Genomic DNA, 26,277 nt, shown 5'->3' with positions numbered 1-26,277 from the left:
TCATTGTTGTTGCGGGGGGGCGCCATTGTCGGCCAGTGGCGGGGCCGGGGACAGGGGGCCGCCGCCATCGCCGGGCAGGCCGGACAGCAACGGTTGCAGGTGGTCACGCAGCTGCGCGTGCAGTTGCCGCACCGCCGGCGAGAACTGCTTGCGGTGAGGGCATACCAGCTGCAGCGGGATGTGGCTGCCGATGCCGTCCAGCAGCACCTGCAGGCGCCCGGCGCGCACGTCTTCGCGCAGGTCCAGCCAGGATTTGTAGGTGATGCCTTCGCCAGCCACCGCCCAGCGCCGCACCACGTCGGCATCGTCGCAGACCAGCGGCCCGCGCACCGGTATCACCACGCGCCGCCCCTCGACCTCGAACGCCCAGCGGTCGTAGGTCCGCCCACCCAGCTGGTAGGCCAGGCAGTCGTGCTCGCGCAGGTCTTCCAGCCGTGCCGGCACGCCACGCCGCTGCAGGTAGGCAGGCGATGCCGCCAGCACGCGGCGGTTGCCCTCCAGCAGCGGCAGCGCCACGTAGCTGGCATCGTCGAAGTGGCCCAGGCGGATCGCCACGTCCACCGGGTCGCGGAACACGTCGGCCACCTCGTCGGACAGGCGCAGGTGCAGCCGCAGCCGCGGGTGTGCGGCGCGGAACGTGGCCAGCCACGGCAGCAGCAGATTGCGGCCGAAATCCGACGGCGCCGACAGCTGCAGGGTGCCGTGCAGGTCGGCGTCCTCGCCCTGCACGCGGGCCTGGCCCTCGCGCAGCGTGGCCAGCACCTCCTGCGCATAGGGCAGGTACAGCGCGCCTTCGCCGGTCAGGCGCAGGCTGCGGGTGGTGCGCACGAACAGGCGCAGGTCCAGCTCGCGTTCCAGCCGCGCCACCGCTGCGGCCACCTGCCCGGGCAGCAGGTCGGCTTCGCGCGCGGCCTGCGAAAAGCTGCCCAGCGCGGCGGTGCGGACGAACAGCTGGAGGTCGTCGAAACGGATCATTTTCATTGCCGGAGTGAAAGTGCTGACTGATTCTGCGCCTTTCCGGGGGGCCGCGCGCGGCGCACGCTGTGGGTTCCTCTTCCCACCGGACCGCTGCCATGCGCGCCATTGCCTACACCCACGCCGGCCTGCCGATCGACGATCCGCAGGCCCTGATCGACATCGACCTGGACCTGCCGCAGCCGGGCCCGCGCGACCTGCGGGTGGCCGTGCGCGCCGTGGCGGTGAACCCGGTGGACACCAAGGTGCGCCGCAACGCTGCCACCGAGGGCCCGCGCGTGCTGGGCTGGGATGCCGTGGGCGTGGTCGATGCCGTGGGCAGCGAGGTGACCCTGTTCCAGCCGGGCGACGCGGTCTACTACGCCGGGGTGATCGACCGCCCGGGCAGCAACGCCGAATACCAGCTGGTGGATGAGCGCAGCGTCGGCCGCAAGCCGGCCAGCCTCGACGATGCTGCCGCCGCGGCGCTGCCGCTGACCGCGATCACCGCCTGGGAACTGCTGTTCGACCGCCTGCGCATCGCCGAGGGCGGTGGTGAAGGCCAGACCCTGCTGGTGATCGGTGCAGCCGGCGGCGTCGGCTCGATCCTGGTGCAGCTGGCACGCACGTTGACCAAGCTCACCGTCGTCGGCACCGCCTCGCGCCCGGACACCCAGGACTGGGTGTATGCGATGGGTGCGCACCACGTGATCGACCACACCCTGCCGCTGACCGAAGGCCTGGCCCGGCTGGGCATTCCCCAGGTCGAGCACGTGGCCAGCCTGACCCACACCGACCAGCACTATGCGCAGATCGTGGAAGTGCTGGCGCCGCAGGGTCAGCTGGGCCTGATCGACGACCCGGGCCAACTGGACGTGATGGCACTCAAGCGCAAGGCGCTGTCGCTGCACTGGGAGCTGATGTTCACCCGGCCGCTGTTCAAGACCGCCGACATGCAGCGCCAGCACGATCTGCTGAATCGCGTGGCCGAGCTGGTCGATGCCGGGGTGCTGCAGACCACGCTGGGCGAGCACTTCGGCCGTATCAACGCGGCCAACCTGCGCCGCGCGCATGCGCTGCTGGAAAGCAATCGTGCCAAGGGCAAGATCGTGCTGGAAGGCTGGTAAGGATCATGGCCAACGGCTGAGCCCCTCGTGGTGGGCTGCGTCGTTTGAATGCCGCGGAGTGGGCCGGGCGGGGTGGATTGCGCAGGTCACGCCGTAAACCCGTCCATGGGGGCTCGATGGCGCCATCCATGGCGCCAACGGTCCTGCGCAACCCACCCCGCCCGGCCCCTGACAGTTTCCTGGTTGCCCACCACGGAAAAGAAAAAAGAAAAACAAAAGCCGGTCGCTTCGCTCGTGTGTCGACCAAGGTCGACACCTAACAGATCCAACTCCGTGCCGACCAACGGTCGGCACCCACCATCAGCAGCGGGAAGCCGCCAACCCACGGATAGCACGCTGTTGCTGTTGCTTCGGCAGGTGCAGGGCTGCAAGCCCTGCAAACAAATCCCATCCCTCAGGCAACGCCGTTGTCGACGTGCGCGGCAAACCCCGGCTGCTGCCGCAAGCGCTCGAACCACGCCTCGACATTCGCCAGCACCGGCTTGCCGCCCGGCGTGCTGCGCCAGCGCTGCGTCGACAGGCCGAGCACGACGTCCGCCAGGGTGAAATCCGCGCCGGCCACGTGCGCATGGCCGGCCAGCTGCGCGTCGAGCATCGTCATCAGGCGGTTCCACTGCGCCAGGCTCGCCTCCGCCCGCGCATCGTCCGGGTAATCGGCATGCCTGCGCACGCGCGCCATGAATACGTGGCGCCACGCCGTGTTCAGATCGGTCGCCTGCCAGTCCATCCACTGCTCCACCCGCGCCCGTGCCTGCGGCGCCACCGGCAACAGGTCGTGGCGCCCGGCGCGCGCGGCCAGGTAGCGGCAGATGCTGTTGGATTCCCACAGCACGAAGTCGCCCTCGCGCAGCACCGGCACCTGTGCGTTCGGGTTCAGCCCGCGCAGCAGATCCGCATCGGGGGCGGCGTGGTGCCGCACCGCCCGGTCCAGCCCGGCGCACAGCCACAGCACCTTGCGCACGTTGATCGAGGTCGCCTTTCCGTACAGTTCGAGCATGGCCAGACGCAGCGTTTGAGACGGGGCCAGCCTACACTGGCGGCATGCAAACCGAATTCCTGCTCCTCGGCGCCCTCCTCCTGGCCGTCCTCGTCCTGCAGCTGGTCGCCCTGCTGCGCCGTCCGCCCCATGACCGCCTGGAACAGGCCGTGCGCGAGGAGGCGCGTGCCGGCCGCAGCGAACTGCGCGAACAGCTGGATGGCTTCGCCCGCGCGCTGACCGATCTGTCCACCCGCACCGACCAGCGCCTGGACCTGCTGCGCGAAGCGCTCGGCGAAGATGCGCGCAAGGCCCGCGCCGAAGCGGCCGAAAGCCAGCAGCGCAGCGGTGCGTTGATGGGCCAGCGCCTGCAGGAACTGCGCGCACAGCTGGAAGTGTTCGGCCAGCAGCAGGAAGCACGCATCCATGCCTTCGGCCAGCAGCTGCAGGAACTGACCACCCGCACCGACACCCAGCTGGGCGCGCTGCGCCAGACCCTGGTGGACGATGCGCGCAAGGGCCGCGAGGAAGGCGCGCAGTCGCAGCAGCGCCTGACCGAAAGCCTCGGCCTGCGCCTGCAGGAGCTGACCCAGCGCAACGAACAACGCATCGCCGAGATGCGCGCCACCCTGGAAGAACAGCTGCGCGCGCTGCAGAGCGACAACGCGCAGAAGCTGGAACAGATGCGCGTGACCGTGGACGAGAAGCTGCAGACCACGCTGGAAACGCGCCTGGGACAGTCGTTCAAGCTGGTCTCCGAGCGCCTGGAACAGGTGCAGCGCGGCCTGGGCGAAATGCAGCAGCTGGCCACCGGCGTGGGCGACCTCAAGCGCGTGCTGACCAACGTCAAGACGCGCGGCAGCTGGGGTGAAGTGCAGCTGGAGAACATCCTGGAACAGACGCTCATCCAGGAGCAGTACGCGCGCGCGGTGAAGGTGCGCCCGGACAGCAACGAGATGGTCGACATCGCGGTGCGCCTGCCCGGCCGTGGCGACGACGCGCCGGTGTGGCTGCCGATCGATTCCAAGTTCCCGCGCGAGGATTACGAGCGCCTGCTGGACGCGCAGGACCAGGGCGATGCCGAGCTGGTGCGCGTCCAGGGCGCGCAGCTGGAACGCGCGGTGAAGGTGCAGGCCAAGTCGATCTCCGAGAAGTACATCGTGCCGCCGCACACCACCGATTTCGCGGTGATGTTCCTGCCCACCGAAGGCCTGTATGCCGAGGTCATCCGCCGTCCCGGCCTGGTCGACCTGCTGCAGCGCGACCACCGCGTGGTGGTGGCCGGCCCGACCACCATCACCGCGCTGCTCAACAGCCTGCAGATGGGCTTCCGCACGCTGGCCATCGAGAAGCGCTCCAGCGAAGTGTGGAGCCTGCTGGGTGCGGTGAAGAGCGAGTTCGGCAAGTTCGCCGGCATCCTGGAAAAGGCCGAGAAGCAGATCACCACGGTCGGCCGCAGCATCGGCGCGGCCAGCCGCAAGACGCGCACCATCGAACGCCGCCTGCGTGGGGTGGAGACGCTGGCCAACGAGCAGGTGCAGCAGCTGCTGGGCGACCTGGGCGAGGCGGAAGAAGAGGGGGGCGAGGACGAGGCCAGCGAGGGCGAAGAGACCTGAGTGCGCTGACACACCACCTGCACCACGCAATGCGTATGCTGGCGGCCTCGATCACCGCCTGCAGGTCCGACCATGCGTCTACGCTTCCTTGCCAGCCTGGCCCTGGCCGCCCTGTTGTCGGCCTGCAGCAGCACGCCGCCCGCCGCTGATGTGGCGGCGCAGCCGGCGGCGGCAGACACGCCGGAAGCCACCGAGGCCTACCAGGAAGCGCGCGATGTGGATTGCCGCGCCGCCGGTGGCACCCTGCAACCGCTGGGCCGCCTGCAACGCGTGCAGTGCGTGATTCCCTATGCCGATGCCGGCAAGGCCTGCAGCAGCAAGCGCGACTGCAGCGGCCAGTGCCTGGCCACGGGTGAAGCCGAGGCGGGCGTGGTGGCAACCGGCACCTGCCAGCGTGATGTCAGCCAGAATTTCGGCTGCCGCCAGCGCATCGAGGACGGCAAGGCGCAGGGCACGATCTGCGTGGATTGATCGCACGCGGCGCATCCGCGCAGCGCTATGCTGGTGGACCTTTCCCCGCCATAGCCGGAGCCCCCGCGTGAGCACCCCGATCCAGGATATTTCCCTCACCACCATCGACGGCCAGCCGTCCACCCTGGGCGATTACCAGGGCAAGGTCCTGCTGGTGGTCAACGTCGCCTCCAAGTGCGGCCTGACCCCGCAGTACGAAGGCCTGCAGGCGCTGTACGCGGAAAAGCAGGCCCAGGGCCTGGAAGTGCTGGGTTTCCCGGCCAACAACTTCCTCGGCCAGGAGCCGGGCAGCGAAGCGGAGATCCAGCAGTTCTGCCAGCTGACCTACGACGTCACCTTCCCGATGTTCGCCAAGATCAGCGTAGCCGGCGAGGACACCCATCCGCTGTACCAGCAGCTGACCGCTGCGCAGCCGCAGGCCATCGGTGAAGGCCCGCTGCGCGAGCGCCTGGCCAGCAAGGAGATTCCGATCCACGCCGCACCGGCAGTGCTGTGGAACTTCGAGAAGTTCCTGGTCGGCCGCGATGGCAAGGTCGTCGCACGCTTCGCCCCGGACGTGGCCGCCGATGACGCGCGCCTGCGCGAGGCGATCGAGGCCGCGCTGGCCGCCTGACCCCAGGCCATGAGCAAAAAAAAACCCCGCCAAGGCGGGGTTTTTCATGCATGGACCACGGTGATCAGTTGGTCCAGTTCGGCATCGGCATGGCATCCACCGGAATCGGCGAATTCTCATCGTCGCTGCCGCGCTCGCGCTTGCCGCGCAGGTCGTTCTCGATCTGGTAGTTGCGGCGCTGCAGCCAGGCATCGCGCACCAGTGCGTACTCATCCACCGCCGAACTGCGCAGGTCGTCCACCGCCATCAGCTGCGCGCGGGTGTCGACCAGCTGCAGGCCCTGCAGGGCGATGCGGATCTTGTCTTCCTCGATCGTGCGCATCGGCGACAGCGGCATGTCGCCCGCCAGGCCGAACACATCGCGCACAGTACGCGGGCCGAAGAACGGCAGTTCCACGTAGCGCGAACGGCGCCAGCCCCAGGCACCCAGGGTCTGCCCGAAGTCCTCGCGGCGGTTGGGCACCATCGCCTTGCTGGCCGGGTCGAACAGGCCACCGATGCCCACCGTGGAGTTCATCAGGAAGCGGCCGAGAGTATCCCACGCATCATCCGGGCGGCCCTGCAGCAGCTGGTTGAGGATGGTGACCGGCGAGCGGATGTTGCTGAAGAAGTTGCTCACGCCGGTGCGTGCGAAGCGCGGCACGACGTGGGTGTAGGCAGTCGCCAGCGGGCGCGCGATCACGTTGTCCACGCCCACGTTGAAACGGTGCACGCGGCGGTTCAGCGGCTCCCACGGGTCATAGGCAGCCGTGGTGGCGGCCGTGCCGGCGTTGCCGTACAGCGCGTCGAAATCGTCATCGCCACCGGGTGCGGCGGCGGCGGCCGCTGTGGCGGCATCGGTTTCGGTGGTGTCGGCCGGCGGCGGGGTGGCCGTCGCCGTTGCGTCGTCCGCGGCGGCAGCCGGTGTCGCTTCAACCGTGCCGGTATCGGCAGCGGGTGCATCGGCGGCCGTGCTGGCCGGGACCACGGTGTCGGCCACCGGCGCATCGCTGCGCGCGGGCTTGCCGGCACAGGCGCTGAGCGCCAGGGCCAGGATCATCAGGGGAATGGCGCGTACGACGTTCATGTCAGCTCGCAGCAGAAGGTGCATTGAAATCCAGATCGGGCGACAGCCGGTAGGCCGCGCTCAGTTCGTTGAAACCAGCCGGGGTGCCGGAGATCGCCAGCGGGTGGCCCTGGGTGCGCGCACGCGCGGCCAGTTCGGCCAGCAGCGCCAGGCCGGCGCTGTCCACGCGCTCGACCTCGCCCAGCTCCAGTCGTGCCAGCTTTGCCGGCAGGGCCTGCAACTGCGGCCACAAGGCGATCACCGCGGCACGGTCGAGCACCCCGCGCAGGCGCAGGGTGTCGCCTTCCAGCAGTGCCAGCGGCTTACTTGCCATTGCCGGCCGGCCCGGCCTGCATGCTGCCGCTGCGCAGTTCGCTGGCCACCTGCTTGATGCCCTTCTGGCGCAGCGGGGCGTCGAACTGGTTGCGGAAGGTCTGCACGTAGGAGATGCCTTCGATGTTGACGTCGAAGATCTTCCACTGGCCGTTGACGTTGCGCATCCAGTACTCGACCGGGGTCGGCTCGTTGCCGGCACGCACCAGTTCGGTGGCCACGCGCACGCCGCGGTTGCCCGGCAGCGGGCTCTCGCCCTTCAGGCGGAAGCTCGGCTTGCCCTGGATGTTCAGCAGTGTCGAGCCGTAGCGCTGCATCAGGCTGTCGGCCATCGCATCGGCGAACAGCTTGATGTCGGCGTCGGAGGCGCCGCGGGCGTGCGTGCCCAGCACCAGGCGCGCGGCATAGTCGCGGTCGAAGGTGCGGGTCAGTTCGCTGTCGATGTAGCTGCGCAGGCTGGCCGGGTTGCTGGTGAACTCAGCGCGGCGCTGCTGCAGGGTCGACATGATGCGGCTGCTGGCGTCGATCACCACCTTGCCGGCCTGGCCCTGCGGGGCGGCGGCAGCGGCGGGGGCGGACTGCGCCTGGGCCAGGAACGGGGTGGCCAGCAGCAGCGACGAGGCCAGCAGGGCCGGGATCAGTTTCATCTTCATGGTTGCGGTTCCGTTGCAGGCGACTGCTCGCCATCGTTGGGTTTCTGGCCAGCGCCACCGGCGCTGCCACTGAACATGTACTTGCCGACCAGCTGCAGCAGGTCCACCGCCGGCTGGGTGAAGACGATCTCCTCACCGGGCTTGAGCACTTCCGGATCACCACCGGGCTGCAGACCGATATAGCTCTCGCCGAGCAAACCGCTGGTGAAGATGCCGGCGGAGGTATCGGCCGGCAGGTCCTTGACCTTGCTGTCCATGCGCAGGGTCACGATCGACTCGAACTTCACCGGGTCCAGTTCGATCGAGGCGACCTGGCCGACGGTGACGCCGCCGATCTTCACCGGCGCCTGCTTGCGCAGCTGGCCGACCTGGGAGAAGCGTGCCTTCAGCTCATAGCCCTGGCCGCCCCAGCTCCAGCGCTGGTTGGTCGAGGCAACGGCCAGCACCATCAGCGATGCCAGGGCCAGCAGCAGGAATGCGCCGACGGAGAATTCGAGTCTGGGACCGCGTATGGCCATGTGGATTACCTGATCGAGTCGTGGTGGCCGCGCGCCCTGCGCACCGCCAAAGGAGGGGTTAGGTGAACAACATTGCCGACAGCACGAAGTTGAACATCAGCACCAGCAGCGAGGCGTTGACCACCGCACGGGTGGTGGCCACCGAAGTACCTTCGATGGTCGGCTCGGCATGGAAACCGACGTAGGAGGCCACCAGCGCGGCGGTGCCGCCGAAGATCGCCGACTTCAGCATCGCCACGCCGAAGTCATCCCAGAAGTCCACGCTGTTGCGCAGCGCCGACCAGAACACGCCATTGTCCAGGCCCAGCACGTGCACGGCTTCGAAGTAGCTGGCACTGATGGCCAGCGAGCAGAAGATGCCGGTCAGCAGCGGCACGGTCAGCACCGCCGCCCAGAAGCGTGGCGCCACCGCCTTGGCCACCGGGTCGATGGCCATCAGCTCCAATGCCTTGATCTGGTCGGTGGCGCGCATCAGGCCCAGTTCGGCGGCGATCGAGCTGCCAGCGCGGCCGATGAACAGCAGGGCGGTCAGCACCGGCGCCAGCTCGCGGTACAGCGACAGGCCGAGCAGGGTCGACAGCGCGTCGGCCGCACCGAAGGTGGTCAGCGTGCGGTAGCCCTGCAGGGTCAGCACCAGGCCGACGAAGGCACCGCCGACGGCGATGATCGGCAGCGAGCGCGCGCCGATCTTGTAGATCTCGCGGGTCAGCTCGGCCAGGAAATCACGTGTCGGCAGCGAACCACGCAGCACGGTCAGCGAGAACAGGCCGGCGCGGCCCAGCGAACGGGTGGCTTGCACGAACGGCATCAGGCAACCCTCGCCCGCGGAGCGGCGTCGAACGGAATGGGGCCGTCGGGCTGGCCATGCAGGAACTGCCGCAGCAGCGGGTCCTGGCTGGACTGCAGCGCTTCGGGCGTGCCCTGGAACACGATGCCGCCATTGGCAATGGCGATCACCTGGTCGCAGATCGGCAGGGTTTCATGCACGTGGTGGCTGACGATGATGCTGGTCAGGCCCAGGCTGTGGTTGAGCCGCTGGATCAGGCTCATGATGACCCCGGAGGCGATCGGGTCCAGCCCGGTCAGCGGCTCGTCGTAGATCATCAGCGGCGGGTCCAGCGCCAGCGCGCGGGCCAGTGCCACGCGGCGCGCCATGCCACCGGACAGCTCGCGCGGCCAGGCATCGGCGGCGGCCAGCAGGCCTACCGCGTGCAGCTTCATCTGCACCAGCCGGCGCAGCACCGCGGCCGGCAGGCGGGTATGGGTGCGCAGGGGCAGGGCGACGTTCTCGGCCACGGTGAGGTCGGTCAGCAGGCCATTGCCCTGCAGCAGCACGCCCACGCTCTTGCGCATTTCCAGCAGCGCGCCGCTGTCATGCGGAATGGGCTTGCCGAACAGGGTGACCTCACCGGCGACCGGGCGCAGTTCGCCGGTCAGCGCTGCCAGCAGGGTCGACTTGCCGCTGCCGGACGGACCCAGCACGGCGGTGATGCTGCCCTGTGGAACCTGCAGCGAAACGTCGCGCAGGATCGTGCGTCCGCTCCGGTCGATGCGGACGTTGGACAACTGCACCAGACTGGAGGCGGAAGCCGACATGGGCACCATTAACGTTTTTTAGACATCGAAGGGTGGGGTCAGCCGGCTGAACATAAGCAGACTGGACGGTGCAGTATTGTGGCACGTCGCGGCCGGCGACAGGCCGGGACAATTCCCGGGGGTGCCGGAACAATCCATCGCAGCGGTCGCTGCGTCCCCCAGTGACGTACGTCACCATTGAATACTGCCGAGCGTCCTGCACACTGTGCACGATGACCGACCCGTTCAGCGACTTCCGCCTTTACCACTCCAACTCGTTGGACGTGCTGGCCGCCCTGCTGGCCCGCAACGTGCGCACCCCGGTGCCGGGCCAGCCGCTGCTGGCGCCGGAGGTGGTGCTGATCCCGCAGGTGGCGATGCGGCGGTGGCTGCAGGCAACCCTGGCGGCCGAGTACGGCGTGGCGGCCAACCTGGAGTTCCTCACCCCGGGCGAGTTCGTCGCACGCGCGCTCAACGCGAACGTCACCGGCGAAAGCGACGACCTCGATGCCGCCGGCCTGCACTGGAAGCTGTACCAGGCGCTGCGCGACCCCGCGCTGCTGGCACAGCCACCCATGCGTGCGCTGCAGGCCTATCTTGCCGGCGGTGATGCCCTGAAGCCGTGGGCGCTGGCGGGCGAGCTGGCCTCGGTGTTCGAGAAGTACCAGGCCTGGCGCCGTGATTGGCTGCTGCGCTGGGATGCCGGCGCCGACCCGGCCGATCCGCAGGCGATCCTGTGGCGGGCCATCGCCGGCGGACGCGGTTACCGCGCGCGGCGCATCCAGGCCTACCTGGATCGCTTCGAAGGGCCGGACAAGGTGAAGCCGAACGGCCTGCCGCCGCGCCTGTCGGCGTTCGCCACGCTCAACATCTCGCCCGATGTGCTGCGGGTGATGGCCACCCAGGCCCGTGTGGGCGAGCTGCACTTCTATATGCCCACGCCGGTGCAGTCCTACTGGGGCGACCTGCAGACCCTGGCCGAGCGCCTGCGCAGCGGCGCGCCCGATCCCTTCGGCGAGGCCGCGGGCGAGAACCGCCTGCTGGAGGCCTGGGGCGCGGCTGGCCGCGACTTCATGGCGGTGCTGGGCAGCTACGAAGTCGTGCACCCGGCCGGCGAGATCGCCGCGTACTCCGATCCCGAGGATGACACCCGCCCGACCCTGGCCGAGGGCGGCCTGGCAGACAGCCTGCTGCACCGCCTGCAGCGCGATCTGTTCCACCGCCGCGCACTGCCCTCGGGCGAACTGCGCGCGGAACTGCGCAGCGATGACCCCAGCCTGCAGGTGCATGCCTGCCATACCCGCCTGCGCGAACTGCAGGTGCTGCACGACCAGTTGCGCAGCCTGCTGCAGGACCCGCGCTTCGACCCGCCGCTGCAGGCCCGCGAGATCGCGGTGCTGGCGCCGGACATCGATCCCTACGTGCCGTACCTGGAAGCCGTGTTCGGTGGCCGTGGCGGTGACGAGGAACATATCCCCTATGCGCTGGCCGACAGCAGCCCGCTGGCGGGCGAGCCGCTGGCCGACGTGTTCGTGCACCTGCTGTCGCTGCCGGTATCGCGCTTCGGCCTGAACGAGATCCTGGACCTGCTGGCCAGCGCACCGCTGGCCGAGGCGGCCGGGCTGGAGGCGGTGGATTTCGACCGCCTGCATGGCTGGCTGCAGCAGGCCGGCGCGCGCTGGGGCCTCGATGCCAACCATCGCGGCCAGCTGCTGGCGCCGCGCGACGACGCCTACACCTGGCAGTTCGCGCTGGATCGCCTGCTGCTGGGCCACGCCACCGGCAGTGATGTGGACCTGGCCGGCGTCGCGCCGTGGATCGAACTGGAGGGCGGCGCACTGGACGCGCTGGACCGGCTGCTGCGGCTGCTGCGCGTGCTGGCGCTCTACCAGCGCAGGCTGGGCGAGACCCTGAGCCCGGCACAATGGCGGCAGCGCCTGTTGTCCCTGCTCGATGCGCTGCTGCCGGAAGCCCCCAGTTCACCCAACAGCCAGCGCGCGCTGGAGCGCCTGCGCAAGCTGCTCAACCAGTTTGCCGACGACGCGCACAAGGCCGGCTTCGAGGACGGCGTGCCGCCGGAGGTGGTGCGTGCGCACTTCGCCGGCGCCCTGTCCGAGGCCGACACGCGTGCGCCACTGCTGACCGGCGGCATCAGCTTCGGCCGCATGGTGCCGATGCGCCTGCTGCCGTTCCGGGTGATCTGCGTGCTGGGCCTCAACGATGGCGATTTCCCGCGCCGCGACCCGGCCGCCGGCCTGAACCAGCTCACCGCCGAGCTGGACACGCCGCGCCGCCGACCGGGCGACCGTTCGACCCGCGAAGATGACCGCTTCCTGTTCCTGCAGCTGTTCGCCGCCGCGCAGGATGTGTTCTACCTGAGCTACCTGGGGGCAGACCCGCGCGATGGCAGCGTGCGCGAGCCCTCGGTGCTGGTCAGCGAGCTGATCGACGCGGCTGCGGCCTACCACCAGGACCCGGTCGCGGCCACCCGCGGGTTCACCGTGCGCCATGCGCTGCAGCCGTTCTCGCCTGCCGCCTTCGGCGAGGGTGATCCGCGCCGTTTCAGCTACCGCCGGCAGTGGCACCCGGCCGCCGGGCGCATGGCTGGCCAGCGTGGTGGGTTGCAGCCGTGGTTCGATGCCGCGCTGCCGCCGCCCGTGGACGATGCGGTGGAAACCGAAGTCGCACTGGATACGCTGCGCCGCTTCCTGTGCGACCCGGCCGGGCAGTTCCTGGCCCAGGCCCTGGGCCTGCGCCTGGCCGACGACGTTGAAGACGTGGATGACCTGGAGCCGCTGGTGCTGTCCTCGCGCGGCCCGGAAAAGCGCAGCGTGCAGGCTGCGGTGGTGCGCGCCACCATCAGCGGTGATGTCGAGCCGTTGTACCCGCGCCTGCGCGCCCGCGGCCTGCTGCCGTCCGGTGCGCTGGGCGAGCGCCAGTTCGAAGCCGAACAGATCAAGACCCGCCCCTACGCCAGTGCGATGCTGGGCTGGATGCAGGGGCAGCCACTGGAAAGCCGTCGGTATGAAGTGGAGATCGACGGCGTGCGCCTGCACGGGCGCGTGGCTGATCGTCACCCCGAGGGCCTGGTGCGCCTGCGCGCCGGCACCTTGAACGGCAATGCGGTGATCCGCCAGGGCCTCGACTGGCTGCTGGCCAATGCCGCCGGTGACGCGCTGCCGCTGGTGCAGTTCCACGATGGTGGCGACGCCGGCCCCGGGCCGCACGTCCTGCCCGCGCCGGGCGCATCGGCCGCGCGCGCGGCCCTGCGCGCCCTGCTGCAGCTGCGCCAGCGTGGCCTGCGCGAGCCGCTGCGCTTCGCCCCGTACACCGGCTGGGTGCTGTTCACCGCCCCGGTGGAAAAACAACGCAGCGAAGGCTGGAAGCAGTGGCACGGCAGCGACCGCAGCTGGGGCGAAGCCAACAGCGATGCGTGGCAGCTGCTGCTGCGCGGCGCCGATCCCTTCGCCGATGACGATGATTACGCCGACCTGCTGCGCAACAGCCAGGTCGTCTTCGGTGCGGTACGCGATGGGCGTGGCCCGGCGGGCACCGGCAAGGAGGCCGACGCATGAGCACCCCCGTGGATCCCTACCTGCTGCTGCCGCTGCAGGGCATCGGCCTGATCGAGGCCAGCGCCGGTACCGGCAAGACCTTCACCCTGGCCACGCTGTTCACCCGCCTGGTGGTGGAACAGGGCCTGCGCATCGGCCAGATCCTGGCGGTCACTTTCACCGACGCCGCCACCCAGGAACTGCGCAAGCGCATCCGCGAGCGCCTGGCGCTGGCCGCGCGCCTGGTCGATCTGCCGCCCGCCGATGACGAAGCCCCCGACGCGCTGCTGACCCGGCAGGTGCTGCAGCGCCACCTCGAAGCGGGCAGCGAGAGCGCCGTCGCGCTGAAGCGCCGCCTGCAGGTGGCCGCCGATGAAATCGACCTCGCCTCGATCTTCACCATCCACGGCTTCTGCACCCGCGTACTGCGCGAGCATGCGCTGGAAAGCGGGCATACCTTCGATCCGCCGGAACTGCTGGCCAGCGACCGCGAGCTGCTGGAGGAACTGGCGGCCGACCTGTGGCGCGTGCACGCCAACGATGCGGCGACGCTGGAGCCGCTGACCTGGCTGTGGTCGAACCCGGACGCGCTGGCCTCGGACCTGCGCGCGCTGCTGGCCTCGCCGCCGTTGTACCCGCGCCCGCAGCCGCTGGCGGTGGAGGATCCCCGCGCGGCCCTGCAGGGCGCAGCGGCGGACCTGTCGATGGCCGTGCGCGAGCATGGCGAGCAGTTCTTCCTCGACCTGTGCGAGGCCGTCGACAACAAGTGGATCAACGGCGTTTCCTACAAGCTGGGCTGGCTGCATCCGCTGGGCCGGCAGCTGCTGGCCTGGGCCGGGCGTGGCGATGCCACCGAACTGCTGTCCAGCGACCGCCTGCCGGCGCTGCTGCCCGATGCACTGGTGGCCAAGACCAACAAGAAGTTCGCCGACCGCACGCCGTCCTCGCAGCTGCAGGCCCCACTGCAGCGCTACGTGGCCCTGCTGGCCCAGCGCGAGCAGTGGCTGCGCGCCGCGGCGCTGAACTTCCTGCACGCCCTGCGCGAGGAAGCCACCCAGCGCCTGGCCACGCTCAAGCGCACGCGCCGCGTGCAGACCTATGACGACCTGATCGACGGCGTGGCCCATGCACTGGAGGGCTCGCAGCGGCTGGAGCTGGTACGCAAGCTGCGCCAGCAGTACCGCATCGCCCTGGTCGATGAATTCCAGGACACCGATGATCGCCAGTGGGGCATCTTCCACACCGTGTTCGGCGATTCGCCGGAGGTGCAGCAGCTGGGCCTGCCACCGGCGCTGTTCCTGATCGGCGACCCGAAACAGGCGATCTACGGCTTCCGTGGCGGCGACATCCACACCTACCTCAAGGCCAAGCAGGCCGCGCGGCCGGCACCGCCGCTGGACCAGAACTTCCGTTCGCGGCCCTCGGTGCTGCGCGCGCTGCAGGCGCTGTACGACAACGGCGGCGACGACGCGTTCCTGGAGGCGGGCATCGGCTTCGAGCCGGTCCGTCCCGGTGGCGTGCGCAGCGACGACGACTACCAGCGCGACGGTGCAGCGGCGCCGGCACTGACCCTGCGCGTGCTGCGCAGCGACGGCGACAAGGCGCTGAGCGCCGACGCCTCGCGTGCCGCCGCCACCCACGCCTGCGTGGCGGACATCCACCAGACCCTGCTGGACGCGCGCGCCGGCACCGCCATCCTGCGCGGCCGCCCCGTGCAGCCCGGTGACATCGCCGTGCTGGTGCGCTCGCACCGCGAGGCAACGCTGGTGCAGCGCGCGCTGGCGGCGGTGGGCATTCCGGCGGTGGCAGCCGGCAAGCAGAGCCTGTTCTCCACCAGCGAGGCGCGCGATCTGCGCGCGCTGCTGCTGGCCCTGCTGCAACCGGCCGACGAAGGCCGCCTGCGCGCGGCGCTGGCGACGGTGCTGCTCGGCCAGCGGGCCAGCGCGATCGCCAGCATGGAACGCGAGGGTGACCTGCAGCGTGCGTTCCAGGCGCAGCTGTTGCATTGGCGCGAGCGCTGGCAGCGCGGCGGCCCGTTCGCCGTGGTGGCCGATGTCTGCGCCGCACAGGGCGAGCGCCTGCTGGCGCTGATCGATGGCGAGCGCCGGCTGACCAACTACCTGCAACTGGGCGAACTGCTGCAGGAAGCCTCCGCGCAGGCGCTGGGCATGCATGGCCTGCTGGACTGGCTGCAGGGGCAGATGGCCAATGCCGACCAGAACGACGAACAGCAGCTGCTGCGGCTGGAGTCGGATGCGCGCCGCGTGCAGATCATCACCCTGCACAAGAGCAAGGGCCTGGAGTACCCGCTGGTCTACCTGCCGTTCGTTGGCATCGACGGTGGCGCACCCAACAACGCCGCGCACTGCACCGTGCACGTGGGCGGCGAGCGCCAGCTGCACTGGAAGCTGGACAAGGACGAGGCCTGGGATGCAGCCAGCGGGCAGCGCGACCGCGAGCAGCGCGCCGAGGATGCGCGCCTGCTGTACGTCGGCCTGACCCGCGCCGAGCATGCGCTGTGGATCGCCATCGGCGACCTCGCCGGACTGGGCAAGACCCGCCTGGCACCGCTGCTGGGCGATCTGCAGGGGCTGCGCGCGCACGCCGATGTGCAAATCGACGACAGCGAGCCGGTGCTGCGCCTGCCGCAGCTGCCGGTGGAACAGGAGGGTGAACTGCCGGCCGTGCGTGGCCTGACCCGGCGCGTGCCGCACGACTGGTGGGTGTACAGCTTCACCCAGCTGGCACATGCCGATGCCGGCAATGACATCGAAGCTGCTGCGACCGAACTGCCGTCGCCCGCGGCCGATGAGCCGGCCGGCGCGGAGCTGCCGCTGGAACCGGCCCTGCCCGAACCCGCTGCCACCGAAGCCGCGCCGCTGGACCCGCGCTTCATGGGCAGCCGCTTCGGCAACGTCCTGCACGAGGCGCTGGAGAACGTCGATTTCGCCGCGTGGGGCGGCTGGACACCCGACCAAGCCGCGCCCGATGGGCAGGCCGAGCTGCTGCGCAAGGCGCTGCACGACGAAGGCTATGCCGACGAGGACCTCGACGACGGCGTGGCGGTGCTGGTGCCGCTGGTTGGCCACACGCTCACCGTCGCGCTGCCTGAAGGCGGTGCCCTGCACAGCCTGGGCGAAGGCGAGCGCCGCGCCGAAATCGAATTCCACTTCGCGATCGAACCGACCGCCGTGCCGGCACTGCTGCAGCTGCTGCACGCCCATGGCATTTCCAGCGCGCGTCGTGGTTTCGGCCTGCGCCGCCGGCTGGAAGGGCTGATGACCGGCAAGATCGACCTCACCTATGTGCGCGATGGGCGCTGGTACGTGCTCGACTACAAATCCAACCGTCTGCCGGGCTACAGCCCGGACCTGCTGCAGATCGCCATGCGCCACAGCGAATACGACCTGCAGGCGCTGATCTACACCGTGGCCCTGCACCGCTGGCTGCGCTTCCGCCTGGGCGGTGCCTACGACTACGTGCGCGACATGGGCGGCATCCGCTACCTGTTCTGCCGCGGCCTGGATGGCGACGGCAATGGCGTGCACGTGGACCGCTTCGCGCCGGCGCTGGTGGATGGGTTGGACGCGCTGTTCGCCGGTGGCGACGCCGCCCATGCCGAACTGGTCGCGCGCGCCATCGGAGCCCGCGCATGAGCGCCACCCTGCTGCAGCAGCTTTACCGCGGCGGTCATCTGCGCACCCTCGACCATGCCTTGGCCACCAGCCTGCGGCGTCTGCGCGAGGACACGCCCGATGGCGTGGCGGTTGCCGCCGCACTGGCATCGCTGGCGGTATCGCAGGGCCATGCCGCGTTCGATCCGGCACAGCCGCAGCGCGTGCTGGAAGGTTTCCAGGCCTGGCCCGCGCCGGCGCAGTGGCTGGCCCAGCTGCAGGCTTCGCCGTGGGTGGCGCAGCCGGAGGACCCCGACGCTGCTGCCGACGAGGCACCGCTGGTGCTGGAAAACGGCCTGTTGTACCTGCGCCGCTACCGCGAATACGAGCGGCAGCTGGCGGCAGGACTGCAGCGCATCGGCCGCCACCCGTTGCCGGCACCGGACATGGCGGCGCTGGCACCCTTGTTCGCGCGGCTGTTTCCCGCTGCCGCGGCGCAGGAAGACCACCAGGCCCGCGCCGCTGGTGTCACCCTGCGCCATCCGCTGGCGCTGGTGACTGGCGGCCCCGGCACCGGCAAGACCACCACCATCGCGCGCCTGTTGCTGCTGCTGGCCGCGCAGGCCCTGCATGCCGGCGAGCCGGTGCCGCAGGTCGCACTGGCCGCGCCCACCGGGCGTGCCGCCGAACGCATGGCCGAGAGCCTGCGCCTGGCCGTGCAGCGCCTGCAGGAAGAGGGCCTCGATCCGGCGTTGTGCGCCGCGTTGCCGGGCACCGGCACTACCCTGCATCGCCTGCTGGGTGTCATCCCCGATTCGCCGCGCTTCCGCCACCACGCCGACAACCCGCTGCCGGTGGATGTGGTGGTGGTCGACGAAGCGTCGATGATCGACCTGCCGCTGATGGCCAAGCTGGTCGACGCCATCGCCAGCGGCACGCGGCTGATCCTGCTGGGTGACCCTGACCAGCTGCCCTCTGTAGAAGCCGGCGATGTGCTCAGCGCCATCCTGCGCGCCAGTGGCGATGGCACCGGTACGCGCGCCGATGATGCGCAGGCCCTGCACGGCCTGCTGGCGGCGCCGACCCTGCAGCCGCAGGCCGCGCCAGGCGCCTTCGCCGGCCGCCGCGTGCAGCTGCAGCGTGGCTACAGGCAAAGCGATGCACTGCAGCTGGCGCCGCTGGCGCAGGCCGTGCGTGAGGGCGACAGCCGCACGGCACTGGCCCTGCTGCGTGGCGGCAGCCTGTCCGGTGTCAGCTTCCATGAAAACGATGCTGACCCGCTGCGCGGGCAACGCGAGCACCTGCTTTCGCACTGGCGCGCGCTGGCCGAAGCGGAAGATCCCGGCCGCGCGCTGCAGCAGGCTGGCCGCCTGCGCGTATTGACCGCCCTGCGCGAAGGCCCGCAGGGGGCACGCGGGCTCAACAGCCGCATCGAACAGCTGTTGGCCGGCAACACCCCCGGCTACTTCCAGGGCCGGCTGCTGCTGGTGACCGAGAACAGCTACCGCCATCGCCTGTTCAACGGTGACATCGGCATCTGCCTGCGCGACCCCAGCGGCGCGATGGTGGCGTGGTTCCCCGGCGATACCGCCGAACAGCCGCGCGCGTTCCACCCGGCCGCACTGCCCGCGCACGAGAGCGCGTTCGCGATGACCGTGCACAAGGCGCAGGGCTCGGAATTCGATGAAGTGTGGTTGCAGCTGCCGCGCCAGGACAGCCGCGTGCTGTCACGCGAACTGGTCTACACCGGTCTCACCCGCGCCCGCCAGCGCCTGCATGTAGCCGCCAGCGAAGAGGTGCTGGTGGCAGCGTTGAAGCGGCACGCGAGCCGCCTCGGTGGATTGGCCTGGCGGTTGGGTGCCGAAGCGGGGTCGGATCCCGTTCCCGGCGGGAACGGGCTCTGACCCCCATCCACGCATGGCGTGGATCTACTGGCAACTGCGGCTGTTGATGGGTGTCGACCGTTGGTCGACACATCTGTCAGACATCGATATCCGACCCCGTGCCGACCAACGGTCGGCACCCACCAAAGCAGAGCGCCATCCCTCAGGAAACCCGCTTTTGCCGTTGAGGTTGCCGGCCAGCGGCCGGCACTACCGCAGGTGCAGGGCGCAGCCCTGCCGCCACACCTACTCCGCGATCAACACCAGCCCGTCCGGAAACACGATCGCCGCTTCATCGGCACTCAGGTCGAAGAACCCCACGCCGTGCTTCTCGGCCAGGTCCTGCACGCGCCCATGCGCACGCTCGGCCACCGAATAGGCGAACGCGCCGTAGATCACCTGGCGGCCGATGCTGTAGTCGGTCACCTCGGCACGATCGTCATCGTCGTTGCTCAGCGGCCCGTTCATCGGCGGGAATTCCTGTGCCATCTCCGCGAACCACGCCTGCAGCGCCGGGCTGCTCACCGCCGGGTCGTCGTACTCGTGGTTCTCACCCCATTCCGCCTGTTTCTCGAACCAGGCGATGAAGGCCGCTGCGTCGCGCGGGGCCGCGCTGGCCTCGAACACCATCATGTCGTAACTCATTGAACCGTCCTGTTGGCATGGCCATGGGATGACGATGGTAGCGCCGGGCCAAGCCCGGCGGATCGCATCACACCGACGGTGCTTCGGCGTCCGCCAACCCCGGCGCCAGCGCCTTCGCTTCCGGGAACAGCGCAAAGCGCAGGCCGATCAGGCCCATCAGTGCTTCATCGCGTGCCTTGCAGGCGGCCACGCCACCCACGCGCCCCAGTGACGTGTCCAGGCGCTCGCGCAGGGCTTCGGCCGCGGCAATCGGGTGGCGTGCGGCGATCTGCCGGCGGTAATGCGCGGCGATCTCTTCCAGGATGTGCTCCACCGCCTCGCGGCTGCGCTCGGGCAGTTCCAGGCGGGCGCGGCGCAGCTGCAGGATGTTCAGGCCGATGCGCGCCTCGTTGAGCATGTCCACCGAGGCGATGTCGCTGCCTTCCGGCGTCGCCGCCAGGCGCGGGGCGAGCAGGCCCAGCAGGTCGAGCATGCGCGCGGCGAAGCGCTGGCGGTCCTGCTGGCCGCGCCCTTCGGCGGCCTCAGCCAGCGTGTTCCAGCCCTGCCGCACCAGGCGGCGCGCGGTCCACTCGGCACCCACCGAACGGAACAGGCGGGTCATCACCACTGCAAAGCCGATGCCGATGAACATGGCGATGGACGAATTGAGGAAGCTCTGGATGTTGGCGCTGTAGGTGTTCTGCAGGCTCAGCAGGGCGGCCAGGTTCACCGTCAGCGGCAGTGCGAACAGCGCGCTCTTGGGGTGATGCAGCAACAGCCCCAGCGGCAGGAACGCCACCGCCAGCACCAGCGCCAGCAGGCCGAAGTCGTGCACGGCCGGGAACACGCCGAACAGGTACACGCCGGCTACCAGCGAGGCGACGATGGCCCACACCAGGAACGACACCATGCTCGGTGCCGGATCGTCCTGCGCAGCGAAGAAGGCCGCCGTCACCGCCGCCATCATCGCGCCGTTGCCGCCACCTTCCCACCCCAGGCCGATCCACAGCACGCAGTAGCTCATCAGGGCCACGCCGGCGCTGAGTGCGGAGAACAGCGCCATGCCGTAGTCGACATGCTTGTCGGTGGCCACGCGTTCGGTGCGGATGCGGTAGTGCGCGCGGTCCAGCGGCGCGGTGCCGTGGTCGATCGCGTGCTGCAGGGTGCGGCAGTCCTGCCACAGGTCCACCAGTTCCTCCAGGCGCAGCAGCAGGCTGGCCAGCTGCAGGTGCTGCAGGTCGCTGTCCACCTGCGGCTTCAGCGCACTGATGCGCGCGCGCAGGCGGGCGTAGTCGCTGGCACTGGCGGGTGTGTCGATCCAGTCGTGGATGTCATCGACCAGCGCAGGCAGGCCTTCCGGCAGTGTTTGGCCATCGCTGCGCAGCGCGCTCAGGCGATCGGCGATCGAGGACAGCACCGGCAGCAACAGCAGCATGCGCTCGCGCAGGCGTTCCATCGAAATGGCCCCACCGGCATGACGCGGATCATCGCGGCGCAGGAACTCGATGAGGGCCTCGAACTGCACCAGGTCGGCGGCCAGGCGGTTGCGCGGGGCATGGGCACGGCCGCGCTCGAGGATCTGCCGGCACCACTGCGACGCATCCTCCATCCAGTTGCCGATGCGCGTGCGCAGCATCGGCTGCACCGAGGCCGGGAACAGCAGCGAGGCCGCCAGCACCGCTACCACCGTGCCGAGGATGATCTCTTCGCTGCGCGCCACCACCGTGTCGAAGATGGTCTCCGGCGAAGTCACCGCCGGGAAGCCGATGAAGGCGGTGGTGTAACCGGCCAGCAGGAACGCATAGCCGCGCGGGCCGCGGTTGAGCAGGGCCAGGAACAGGCAGGCGGCCAGCCAGATCGACATCGCCGCGCTCAGCACCAGGGGCGTTTCCACCAGTGCCGGCAGCACCAGCAGGGTGGCCAGGCCGGCCACCAGGGTGCCGACGATGCGGTACACGCCCTTGGCCCGGGTCGGGCCCAGCAGCGGTTGGCTGACGATGTACACCGTGCCCATCGCCCAGTACGGGCGCGACAGGTTGCCGGCCATGGCGATGTACAGCGCGGCCACCGCGGCCAGGTAGGTCTTGATCGAGAACAGCCAGGCCTGGCGGTCGGTCAGCGCGTTCATGGCTTACTTCGCCGTGGCCTGTGCGGTGGCGGGCGCGGCCGGGGCGACCGTCGCCTGCCAGCCGCCACCCAGCACCAGGAACAGATGGATCTGGTCGCGCGAGACCTGCGCCTCGGCAGCGGCCAGGGTGGCATCGCTGGTGGCCAGGCTGCGGTCGGCATCCAGGCTGGACAGGTACGGCGTGCGTCCGCCCTGGTACAGGCGGCGGTTCTGCTCGGCGGCCAGTGCGGCCTGCTGCTGGGCTTCGCGCAGCGACTGCAGGCGGCGCAGGTCCTGCGCGTAGCGGTCCAGTGCGGTCTGCGTCTCGCGCAGGGCCTGCAGCACGGCATGGTCGAACTCGGCCAGCGCAGCATCGGCACCGGCCTCGGCGGCGTGGATGCGCGCGTGGGTGCCCGAGGACGGCAGCGTCCAGGAGATCAGCGGGCCGATCGACCACTGCTGGGTCATCGGCGTACCGAAGTCCTCCAGCAGGCCGGCGGCACCGAGCGAGGCGCCCAGGCGGATGTCCGGGTACAGCTCGGCGGTGGCCACGCCAATCCGCGCGGTGGCCGAGGCCAGCTTGCGCTCGGCCTGGCGGATGTCGGGGCGGCGCTGCAGCAGGGCGCGGCCATCACCCACCGGCAGCGGCTGGGCCAGGCGCGGCGCGTCGGCGCAGTCGATCACCCCGGCCGGCAGTTGGCCGGGGGTCTGGCCCAGCAGGGCGGCCAGCGAATAGGCCGCGGCCGAACGCTGCGCGCGCAGCGGCGGCAGCGCGGCTTCCAGCAGGGCGACCTGCGCGTTGGCGCGGGCCAGCTCCGGCGGCGTGCCGCGGCCGGCCTGGATCAGGCGCTGGGTGACCGAGCGGCTGCGCTGCTGCAGCTGCAGGGAATGTTCGGCCACGTGCAGTTCGTGGTTGGCGTGGCAGATTTCCAGGTAGCTGTCGGCCACCTCGGCCACCACGCTCACCTGGGCCAGGTCGCGTGCGGCGGCCACCGACTGTTCGTCGGCGTGGGCGGCTTCGGCACCGCGCTTGAGCTTGCCGAACAGGTCGAACTGGTAGCTGGCGGCGAACTTGCCGTCGGCCAGGTTGATCACCGGTAGTTCGTGCTCCTGCAGGAAGGCTTCGGCCGACAGCTGCGCGCGGCTGACCCCGGCCTCGGCCTCGTACTCGAAGCCACCGGCATCCATCGCCTGTTCGTACACGGCGGCGGCGCGGCGCAGGTGCGCATCGGCGGCCTTCAGTTCGACGTTGTCACGCAGCGCCTGGGTGATCAGGCCGTCCAGCACCGGGTCGTTGTACAGCGACCACCAGCGGTCGGGCAGTGCCTGGTTGGCGGCGACGTCCGGGTTCCGGGTGTCGATGAAGGCGGCGTTGGCCTCCGGGCGCTTGAAGGCCGAGCCTTCCGGCAGGGCGTAATCCGGGCCGACGGTCTTGCAGGCCGCCAGGCTGGCCAGCGCAACGATCAGGCCGAGACGGGGCAGGGTGGTGTTCACAGGCCCGCCTGTGTCGGCGTGGTGCCGGCCTTGTCTGCGTGCTTGCTGCTGTTGGTCTGCACCGTCACCGTGGCGGTACGGCCGGCGATCAGTTCGACGCCCTGCGGCACCTCGTCGATGGCGATGCGCACCGGGATGCGCTGCGCCAGCCGCACCCAGTCGAAGGCCGGGGTGACGTTCGGCAGCAGGGTGCTGCCGTTGCTGCGGTAGCGGTCCTCGATGCCGGCGGCGATGCTTTCCACGTGGCCACGCAGCGCGGTCGACTCGCCCATCAGGCGGATGTCCACGCTCTGCCCGGGGGCCACGCCGCGCAGGCGGGTTTCCTCGAAGTAGCCATCGATGCGGAACGAGCCGGTATCCAGCAGCGCCAGCACCGGCTTGCCGGCCACCACGTAGTCGCCCACGCGCATGGTGCGGTCGTTGACCCGGCCGTCGGCCGGCGCGTGCACCTCGGTGCGGGCCAGGTTCAGATCGGCCAGGTCCACCGCGGCCTGGGCGGTGGCCAGCGCGGCCTGCGCGGCCTGCAGCTTGGCCCGGCGCACTTCGGCATCCTCGGCGGCCACCAGGTCCTGCAGGCTGCGGTCGCGGCCGATCTCGCGGCGCAGCTGCGCCACCGACGCCTGGCGCTCGGCCAGGCTGGCCTTGGCCTGTTCCAGCGCGATGCGGTAACGCGCGCGGTCGACCACGAACAGCACGTCGCCCTTCTTCACTGCCTGGTTGTCGGCCACGTTCACCGATTCCACCAGCCCGGACACATCCGGGGCCACCTGCACCACGTCGGCGCCGACATGGGCGTCACGGGTCCACGGCTCATCCATGTAATAGACCCACAGCTGGCGCAGCACCAGCAGGGCGACGATCACCGCTGCGCTGGTCAGCAGTATGGGAAGGGTCTTCTTCACGATCTTGTTCACGATTGCATCCAACGCAGGAGGTGGAACAGCAGGCCAAGCACGATCCCGTACAACGCCAGGTTGAACAGCGCCGGATGCCAGACATGGCGATAGGCGCCGGCACGCTGCAGCAGCGCGTGCAGGCCGCTGTTGACCAGGTAGGCCAACAACATCAACCCGAGCAGGGTCGGGACGAACACTCCGTGGAGACTGAATTCACCGGGCATCGGTAGGGGGGCGAGATGGGGGAGGGGAGGGCAACACACAGGACAACGGCAACGGGCAAAAGCCGCTGGCGCGTGCACGGCAGCGGCGGTGTTTCAAGGAGAACGGCGTCACGTGATGCGGTCGGCCGCCTCGGCCAGCAGGCGCCATGCCTTCAGCACGGCCTGCAGTTCATCCATGGAAAGTTCGCCGAACACGTCCTGGCGCAGGCCGATGAGCTGTTCTTCCAGCTCGCGCACCAGCACCTGTCCCTCGTCGGTCAGCCACAGCAGGTTGGCGCGGCGGTCGCTGGCGTCGCTTTCGCGGCGGACCAGTTCGCTGGCGCACAGCTTGTCCAGCAGGCGTACCAGGGACGGGCCTTCCATGCCCAGCTGCTGGGCCAGCGCCACCTGGCGGATACCGCCGCCGGAGCGGCCGATCATCAACAGGGGCATGGTGCAGGCGGTGGAGATGCCGTAACTGCCGAGCCGGCTGTCGGCCAGACGCTGCCACTGCCGCCCTGCATAGAGCAGGCCGGAGCTGAGCTGCATCTGCAGCCGGGTACGTTCGTCGAGGGGTGTGTCCATAAGAGATAGATAGGATACTACTAATTTCATTCCTATCAATAGTTTTTACTGAACGGGGTGGGTGCGTTGAGGAAAGCGTTGCGCCTCGTGTGCTGACGGTTGGGGTGGCGCAGGGCCGGACGGGCCAGGACACGCCGTAAACCCCCCTCCGGGGTCCGGCCCAGCCGCTGGCGGCTGTGCGTTCGGGCGCTTGCGAGGCATGCCTCGCAGGCAAAACGCCCTCACCCATGGGGGCTCGATGGCGCCATCCATGGCGCCAACGGTCCTGCGCAGCCCCCTCTCCCCCTCCCGGACAGTTTCCTGCGGGCGCGGCCGGACCGCCCGAAAGCGGGGGCAAAAGCTGGGTTGGTGGCTTCGGCAGGTGCTCTGGTAGCGCCGGGCCATTCCCGGCGGCTCCGTGCGCCGCTGCGCTCGCCGGGCTTGGCCCGGCGCTACCGCTCCTGCCTCTAAAGAGCCAACCCTCCGCGCCCGCGGGGTGATGGATGGGTGGCGCAGGGCCGGATGGGCCAGGACCGCAGGCGCCATGGATGGCGCCTACCAGCCCCCATGGGTGAGGGCGTTTTGCCTGCGAGGCATGCCTCGCAAGCGCCCGAACGCACAGCCGCCAGCGGCTGGGCCGGACCCCGGAGGGGGGTTCACGGCGTGTCCTGCGCAGCCCCCTCTCCCCCTCCAGACCGATAGCAATGACGCGCCAAGACAGACCCCCGATGAACCCGATCCACAGGACGACCCACCCCCCGGTCGGGTACGATGCTCGCCCCCCGTTCGGGACGCTGTACGCAATGAGCAAGAACAACGAAAAGGCCGCCCCGCAGGGCGATGTGACCCAGGACCAGGCCGAGGATGCCGTGCGCACCCTGCTGCGCTGGGCCGGCGAGGACCCGTCCCGTGAAGGCCTGCTGGATACCCCCCGCCGCGTCGCCGAAGCCTATGGCGACTGGTTCAGCGGTTACCGCGACGACCCGCGCGCCTACATGGAGCGGACCTTCGAGGAAGTGGCTGGCTACGACGAGCTGATCGTCCTGCGCGACATCGAGTACGAAAGCCACTGCGAGCACCACATGGCGCCGATCATCGGCCGCGTGCATGTCGGCTACCTGCCGGCCGGCAAGGTCGTGGGCATCAGCAAGCTGGCCCGCGTGGTCGAGGCCTACGCCCGCCGCTTCCAGGTGCAGGAAAAGATGACCGCGCAGATCGCCCAGTGCATCCAGGATGTGCTGCAGCCGATCGGCGTCGGCGTGGTCGTCGAAGGCGCCCACGAATGCATGACCACCCGCGGCATCCACAAGCGCGGCGTCAGCATGGTCACCTCCAAGATGCTGGGCAGCTTCCGCGACGACGCGCGTACCCGCGCCGAGTTCCTGCGCTTCATCGAAGTGGGCGGCAGGCGCTGAGCCGCCTGCCCGCACCGCGCCGGCCCCGCGTGGCCGGCACGT

At 69.9% G+C, this 26,277-nt stretch carries 22 protein-coding genes; 8 read left to right on the top strand and 14 right to left on the bottom strand.

Annotated elements, in window-relative coordinates; all coding sequences use genetic code 11:
* Nucleotides 1–981: a LysR family transcriptional regulator gene (locus C1927_RS21175; protein ID WP_108747725.1), complete on the bottom strand. Its 981-nt coding sequence runs from the start codon at nucleotides 979–981 to the stop codon at nucleotides 1–3.
* A gap of 92 nt (nucleotides 982–1,073) precedes the next feature.
* Here C1927_RS21175 and C1927_RS21170 point away from each other — a divergent pair, with 92 nt between their 5' ends.
* The gene (locus C1927_RS21170) at nucleotides 1,074–2,081 is read left to right on the top strand and encodes a zinc-binding alcohol dehydrogenase family protein (RefSeq protein ID WP_079224425.1); all 1,008 of its coding nucleotides are present in this window, start codon (nucleotides 1,074–1,076) and stop codon (nucleotides 2,079–2,081) included.
* 394 nt (nucleotides 2,082–2,475) lie between these two features.
* Here C1927_RS21170 and C1927_RS21165 read toward each other — a convergent pair whose 3' ends face one another.
* The gene (locus C1927_RS21165; RefSeq protein ID WP_108747724.1) at nucleotides 2,476–3,078 is read right to left on the bottom strand and encodes a glutathione S-transferase N-terminal domain-containing protein; all 603 of its coding nucleotides are present in this window, start codon (nucleotides 3,076–3,078) and stop codon (nucleotides 2,476–2,478) included.
* A gap of 44 nt (nucleotides 3,079–3,122) precedes the next feature.
* Between C1927_RS21165 and rmuC the strand changes: the two genes are divergently transcribed.
* From rmuC to C1927_RS21150, 3 genes are all read left to right on the top strand, one after another.
* Nucleotides 3,123–4,673: a DNA recombination protein RmuC gene (rmuC, locus tag C1927_RS21160; protein WP_108747723.1), complete on the top strand. Its 1,551-nt coding sequence runs from the start codon at nucleotides 3,123–3,125 to the stop codon at nucleotides 4,671–4,673.
* Between the two features lie 72 nt (nucleotides 4,674–4,745).
* Nucleotides 4,746–5,144 carry a hypothetical protein gene (locus tag C1927_RS21155; RefSeq protein ID WP_108747722.1) on the top strand — a complete coding sequence of 133 codons (399 nt, stop codon included), beginning with the start codon at nucleotides 4,746–4,748 and terminating at the stop codon, nucleotides 5,142–5,144.
* Nucleotides 5,145–5,211: 67 nt separating this feature from the next.
* Nucleotides 5,212–5,757, top strand: a complete 546-nt coding sequence (locus tag C1927_RS21150; protein ID WP_079224418.1) for a glutathione peroxidase — start codon at nucleotides 5,212–5,214, stop codon at nucleotides 5,755–5,757.
* A gap of 64 nt (nucleotides 5,758–5,821) precedes the next feature.
* Here the strand turns inward: C1927_RS21150 and C1927_RS21145 are convergent, their stop codons facing one another.
* The 6 genes from C1927_RS21145 to C1927_RS21120 are packed head-to-tail and all read right to left on the bottom strand — an operon-like array spanning nucleotide 5,822 to nucleotide 9,902.
* Nucleotides 5,822–6,823 carry a VacJ family lipoprotein gene (locus C1927_RS21145; protein WP_108747721.1) on the bottom strand — a complete coding sequence of 334 codons (1,002 nt, stop codon included), beginning with the start codon at nucleotides 6,821–6,823 and terminating at the stop codon, nucleotides 5,822–5,824.
* 1 nt (nucleotide 6,824) lies between these two features.
* Complete coding sequence (locus tag C1927_RS21140) at nucleotides 6,825–7,136, bottom strand: STAS domain-containing protein (RefSeq protein WP_079224414.1); 312 nt, start codon at nucleotides 7,134–7,136, stop codon at nucleotides 6,825–6,827.
* Nucleotides 7,126–7,788, bottom strand: a complete 663-nt coding sequence (locus C1927_RS21135) for an ABC transporter substrate-binding protein (protein ID WP_108747720.1) — start codon at nucleotides 7,786–7,788, stop codon at nucleotides 7,126–7,128. Before C1927_RS21135 ends, C1927_RS21140 begins: the two co-directional genes overlap by 11 nt.
* On the bottom strand, nucleotides 7,785–8,306 hold the full coding sequence (gene mlaD, locus C1927_RS21130; RefSeq protein WP_079224410.1) for an outer membrane lipid asymmetry maintenance protein MlaD: 522 nt from the start codon (nucleotides 8,304–8,306) through the stop codon (nucleotides 7,785–7,787). Before mlaD ends, C1927_RS21135 begins: the two co-directional genes overlap by 4 nt.
* Before the next feature lie 58 nt (nucleotides 8,307–8,364).
* A complete protein-coding gene (locus tag C1927_RS21125) occupies nucleotides 8,365–9,114 on the bottom strand; it encodes an MlaE family lipid ABC transporter permease subunit (protein WP_079224408.1) in 750 nt (249 codons plus the stop codon).
* Nucleotides 9,114–9,902 carry an ATP-binding cassette domain-containing protein gene (locus C1927_RS21120; protein ID WP_079225437.1) on the bottom strand — a complete coding sequence of 263 codons (789 nt, stop codon included), beginning with the start codon at nucleotides 9,900–9,902 and terminating at the stop codon, nucleotides 9,114–9,116. The genes C1927_RS21125 and C1927_RS21120 overlap by 1 nt, the downstream gene beginning before the upstream one ends.
* 212 nt (nucleotides 9,903–10,114) lie before the next feature.
* On the opposite strand from C1927_RS21120, the gene recC reads away from it, so the two are divergent.
* Genes recC through recD form a run of 3 tightly spaced genes read left to right on the top strand, consistent with a single transcriptional unit; the run spans nucleotide 10,115 to nucleotide 18,953 of the window.
* A complete protein-coding gene (recC, locus tag C1927_RS21115; RefSeq protein WP_108747719.1) occupies nucleotides 10,115–13,456 on the top strand; it encodes an exodeoxyribonuclease V subunit gamma in 3,342 nt (1,113 codons plus the stop codon).
* Nucleotides 13,453–17,091 carry an exodeoxyribonuclease V subunit beta gene (recB, locus tag C1927_RS21110; protein ID WP_108747718.1) on the top strand — a complete coding sequence of 1,213 codons (3,639 nt, stop codon included), beginning with the start codon at nucleotides 13,453–13,455 and terminating at the stop codon, nucleotides 17,089–17,091. Before recC ends, recB begins: the two co-directional genes overlap by 4 nt.
* Nucleotides 17,088–18,953: an exodeoxyribonuclease V subunit alpha gene (recD, locus tag C1927_RS21105; protein ID WP_108747717.1), complete on the top strand. Its 1,866-nt coding sequence runs from the start codon at nucleotides 17,088–17,090 to the stop codon at nucleotides 18,951–18,953. The genes recB and recD overlap by 4 nt, the downstream gene beginning before the upstream one ends.
* 225 nt (nucleotides 18,954–19,178) lie before the next feature.
* On the opposite strand, the gene C1927_RS21100 is transcribed toward recD, so the two are convergent.
* From C1927_RS21100 to C1927_RS21075, 6 genes are all read right to left on the bottom strand, one after another.
* Nucleotides 19,179–19,577 carry a hypothetical protein gene (locus tag C1927_RS21100; protein WP_108747716.1) on the bottom strand — a complete coding sequence of 133 codons (399 nt, stop codon included), beginning with the start codon at nucleotides 19,575–19,577 and terminating at the stop codon, nucleotides 19,179–19,181.
* Nucleotides 19,578–19,644: 67 nt separating this feature from the next.
* On the bottom strand, nucleotides 19,645–21,684 hold the full coding sequence (locus tag C1927_RS21095; protein WP_108747715.1) for an FUSC family protein: 2,040 nt from the start codon (nucleotides 21,682–21,684) through the stop codon (nucleotides 19,645–19,647).
* A gap of 3 nt (nucleotides 21,685–21,687) precedes the next feature.
* Entirely contained in the window at nucleotides 21,688–23,157 is a 1,470-nt protein-coding gene (locus C1927_RS21090; protein ID WP_079224398.1) for an efflux transporter outer membrane subunit, read from the bottom strand.
* Nucleotides 23,154–24,071, bottom strand: coding sequence for an efflux RND transporter periplasmic adaptor subunit (locus C1927_RS21085; protein ID WP_079224396.1), 918 nt, complete (start codon nucleotides 24,069–24,071; stop codon nucleotides 23,154–23,156). Before C1927_RS21085 ends, C1927_RS21090 begins: the two co-directional genes overlap by 4 nt.
* Nucleotides 24,068–24,277: a DUF1656 domain-containing protein gene (locus C1927_RS21080; protein WP_010487502.1), complete on the bottom strand. Its 210-nt coding sequence runs from the start codon at nucleotides 24,275–24,277 to the stop codon at nucleotides 24,068–24,070. Before C1927_RS21080 ends, C1927_RS21085 begins: the two co-directional genes overlap by 4 nt.
* 108 nt (nucleotides 24,278–24,385) lie before the next feature.
* Complete coding sequence (locus C1927_RS21075) at nucleotides 24,386–24,841, bottom strand: MarR family transcriptional regulator (RefSeq protein WP_079224394.1); 456 nt, start codon at nucleotides 24,839–24,841, stop codon at nucleotides 24,386–24,388.
* A 782-nt stretch (nucleotides 24,842–25,623) separates the two neighbouring features.
* Between C1927_RS21075 and folE the strand changes: the two genes are divergently transcribed.
* Nucleotides 25,624–26,235 (top strand): GTP cyclohydrolase I FolE, encoded by a 612-nt coding sequence (gene folE / locus C1927_RS21070; protein ID WP_079224393.1) that lies wholly within the window; start codon nucleotides 25,624–25,626, stop codon nucleotides 26,233–26,235.
* Nucleotides 26,236–26,277: the final 42 nt, after the last annotated feature.

It is taken from the genome of Stenotrophomonas sp. ZAC14D1_NAIMI4_1, assembly GCF_003086775.1.
Taxonomy (GTDB): domain Bacteria; phylum Pseudomonadota; class Gammaproteobacteria; order Xanthomonadales; family Xanthomonadaceae; genus Stenotrophomonas.
Note: the sequence above shows the minus strand (reverse complement) of the source record. Positions and strands in the feature narration are given on the sequence as shown.

Bases quoted from the DNA above. Each gene is read 5' to 3' on its own strand.
- C1927_RS21175 (WP_108747725.1), bottom strand. From the start codon at position 981: ATGAAAATGATCCGTTTCGACGACCTCCAGCTGTTCGTCCGCACCGCC.
- C1927_RS21170 (WP_079224425.1), top strand. From the start codon at position 1,074: ATGCGCGCCATTGCCTACACCCACGCCGGCCTGCCGATCGACGATCCG.
- C1927_RS21165 (WP_108747724.1), bottom strand. From the start codon at position 3,078: ATGCTCGAACTGTACGGAAAGGCGACCTCGATCAACGTGCGCAAGGTG.
- rmuC (WP_108747723.1), top strand. From the start codon at position 3,123: ATGCAAACCGAATTCCTGCTCCTCGGCGCCCTCCTCCTGGCCGTCCTC.
- C1927_RS21155 (WP_108747722.1), top strand. From the start codon at position 4,746: ATGCGTCTACGCTTCCTTGCCAGCCTGGCCCTGGCCGCCCTGTTGTCG.
- C1927_RS21145 (WP_108747721.1), bottom strand. From the start codon at position 6,823: ATGAACGTCGTACGCGCCATTCCCCTGATGATCCTGGCCCTGGCGCTC.
- C1927_RS21140 (WP_079224414.1), bottom strand. From the start codon at position 7,136: ATGGCAAGTAAGCCGCTGGCACTGCTGGAAGGCGACACCCTGCGCCTG.
- C1927_RS21135 (WP_108747720.1), bottom strand. From the start codon at position 7,788: ATGAAGATGAAACTGATCCCGGCCCTGCTGGCCTCGTCGCTGCTGCTG.
- mlaD (WP_079224410.1), bottom strand. From the start codon at position 8,306: ATGGCCATACGCGGTCCCAGACTCGAATTCTCCGTCGGCGCATTCCTG.
- C1927_RS21125 (WP_079224408.1), bottom strand. From the start codon at position 9,114: ATGCCGTTCGTGCAAGCCACCCGTTCGCTGGGCCGCGCCGGCCTGTTC.
- C1927_RS21120 (WP_079225437.1), bottom strand. From the start codon at position 9,902: ATGTCGGCTTCCGCCTCCAGTCTGGTGCAGTTGTCCAACGTCCGCATC.
- recC (WP_108747719.1), top strand. From the start codon at position 10,115: ATGACCGACCCGTTCAGCGACTTCCGCCTTTACCACTCCAACTCGTTG.
- recB (WP_108747718.1), top strand. From the start codon at position 13,453: ATGAGCACCCCCGTGGATCCCTACCTGCTGCTGCCGCTGCAGGGCATC.
- recD (WP_108747717.1), top strand. From the start codon at position 17,088: ATGAGCGCCACCCTGCTGCAGCAGCTTTACCGCGGCGGTCATCTGCGC.
- C1927_RS21100 (WP_108747716.1), bottom strand. From the start codon at position 19,577: ATGAGTTACGACATGATGGTGTTCGAGGCCAGCGCGGCCCCGCGCGAC.
- C1927_RS21095 (WP_108747715.1), bottom strand. From the start codon at position 21,684: ATGAACGCGCTGACCGACCGCCAGGCCTGGCTGTTCTCGATCAAGACC.
- C1927_RS21080 (WP_010487502.1), bottom strand. From the start codon at position 24,277: ATGCCCGGTGAATTCAGTCTCCACGGAGTGTTCGTCCCGACCCTGCTC.
- C1927_RS21075 (WP_079224394.1), bottom strand. From the start codon at position 24,841: ATGGACACACCCCTCGACGAACGTACCCGGCTGCAGATGCAGCTCAGC.
- folE (WP_079224393.1), top strand. From the start codon at position 25,624: ATGAGCAAGAACAACGAAAAGGCCGCCCCGCAGGGCGATGTGACCCAG.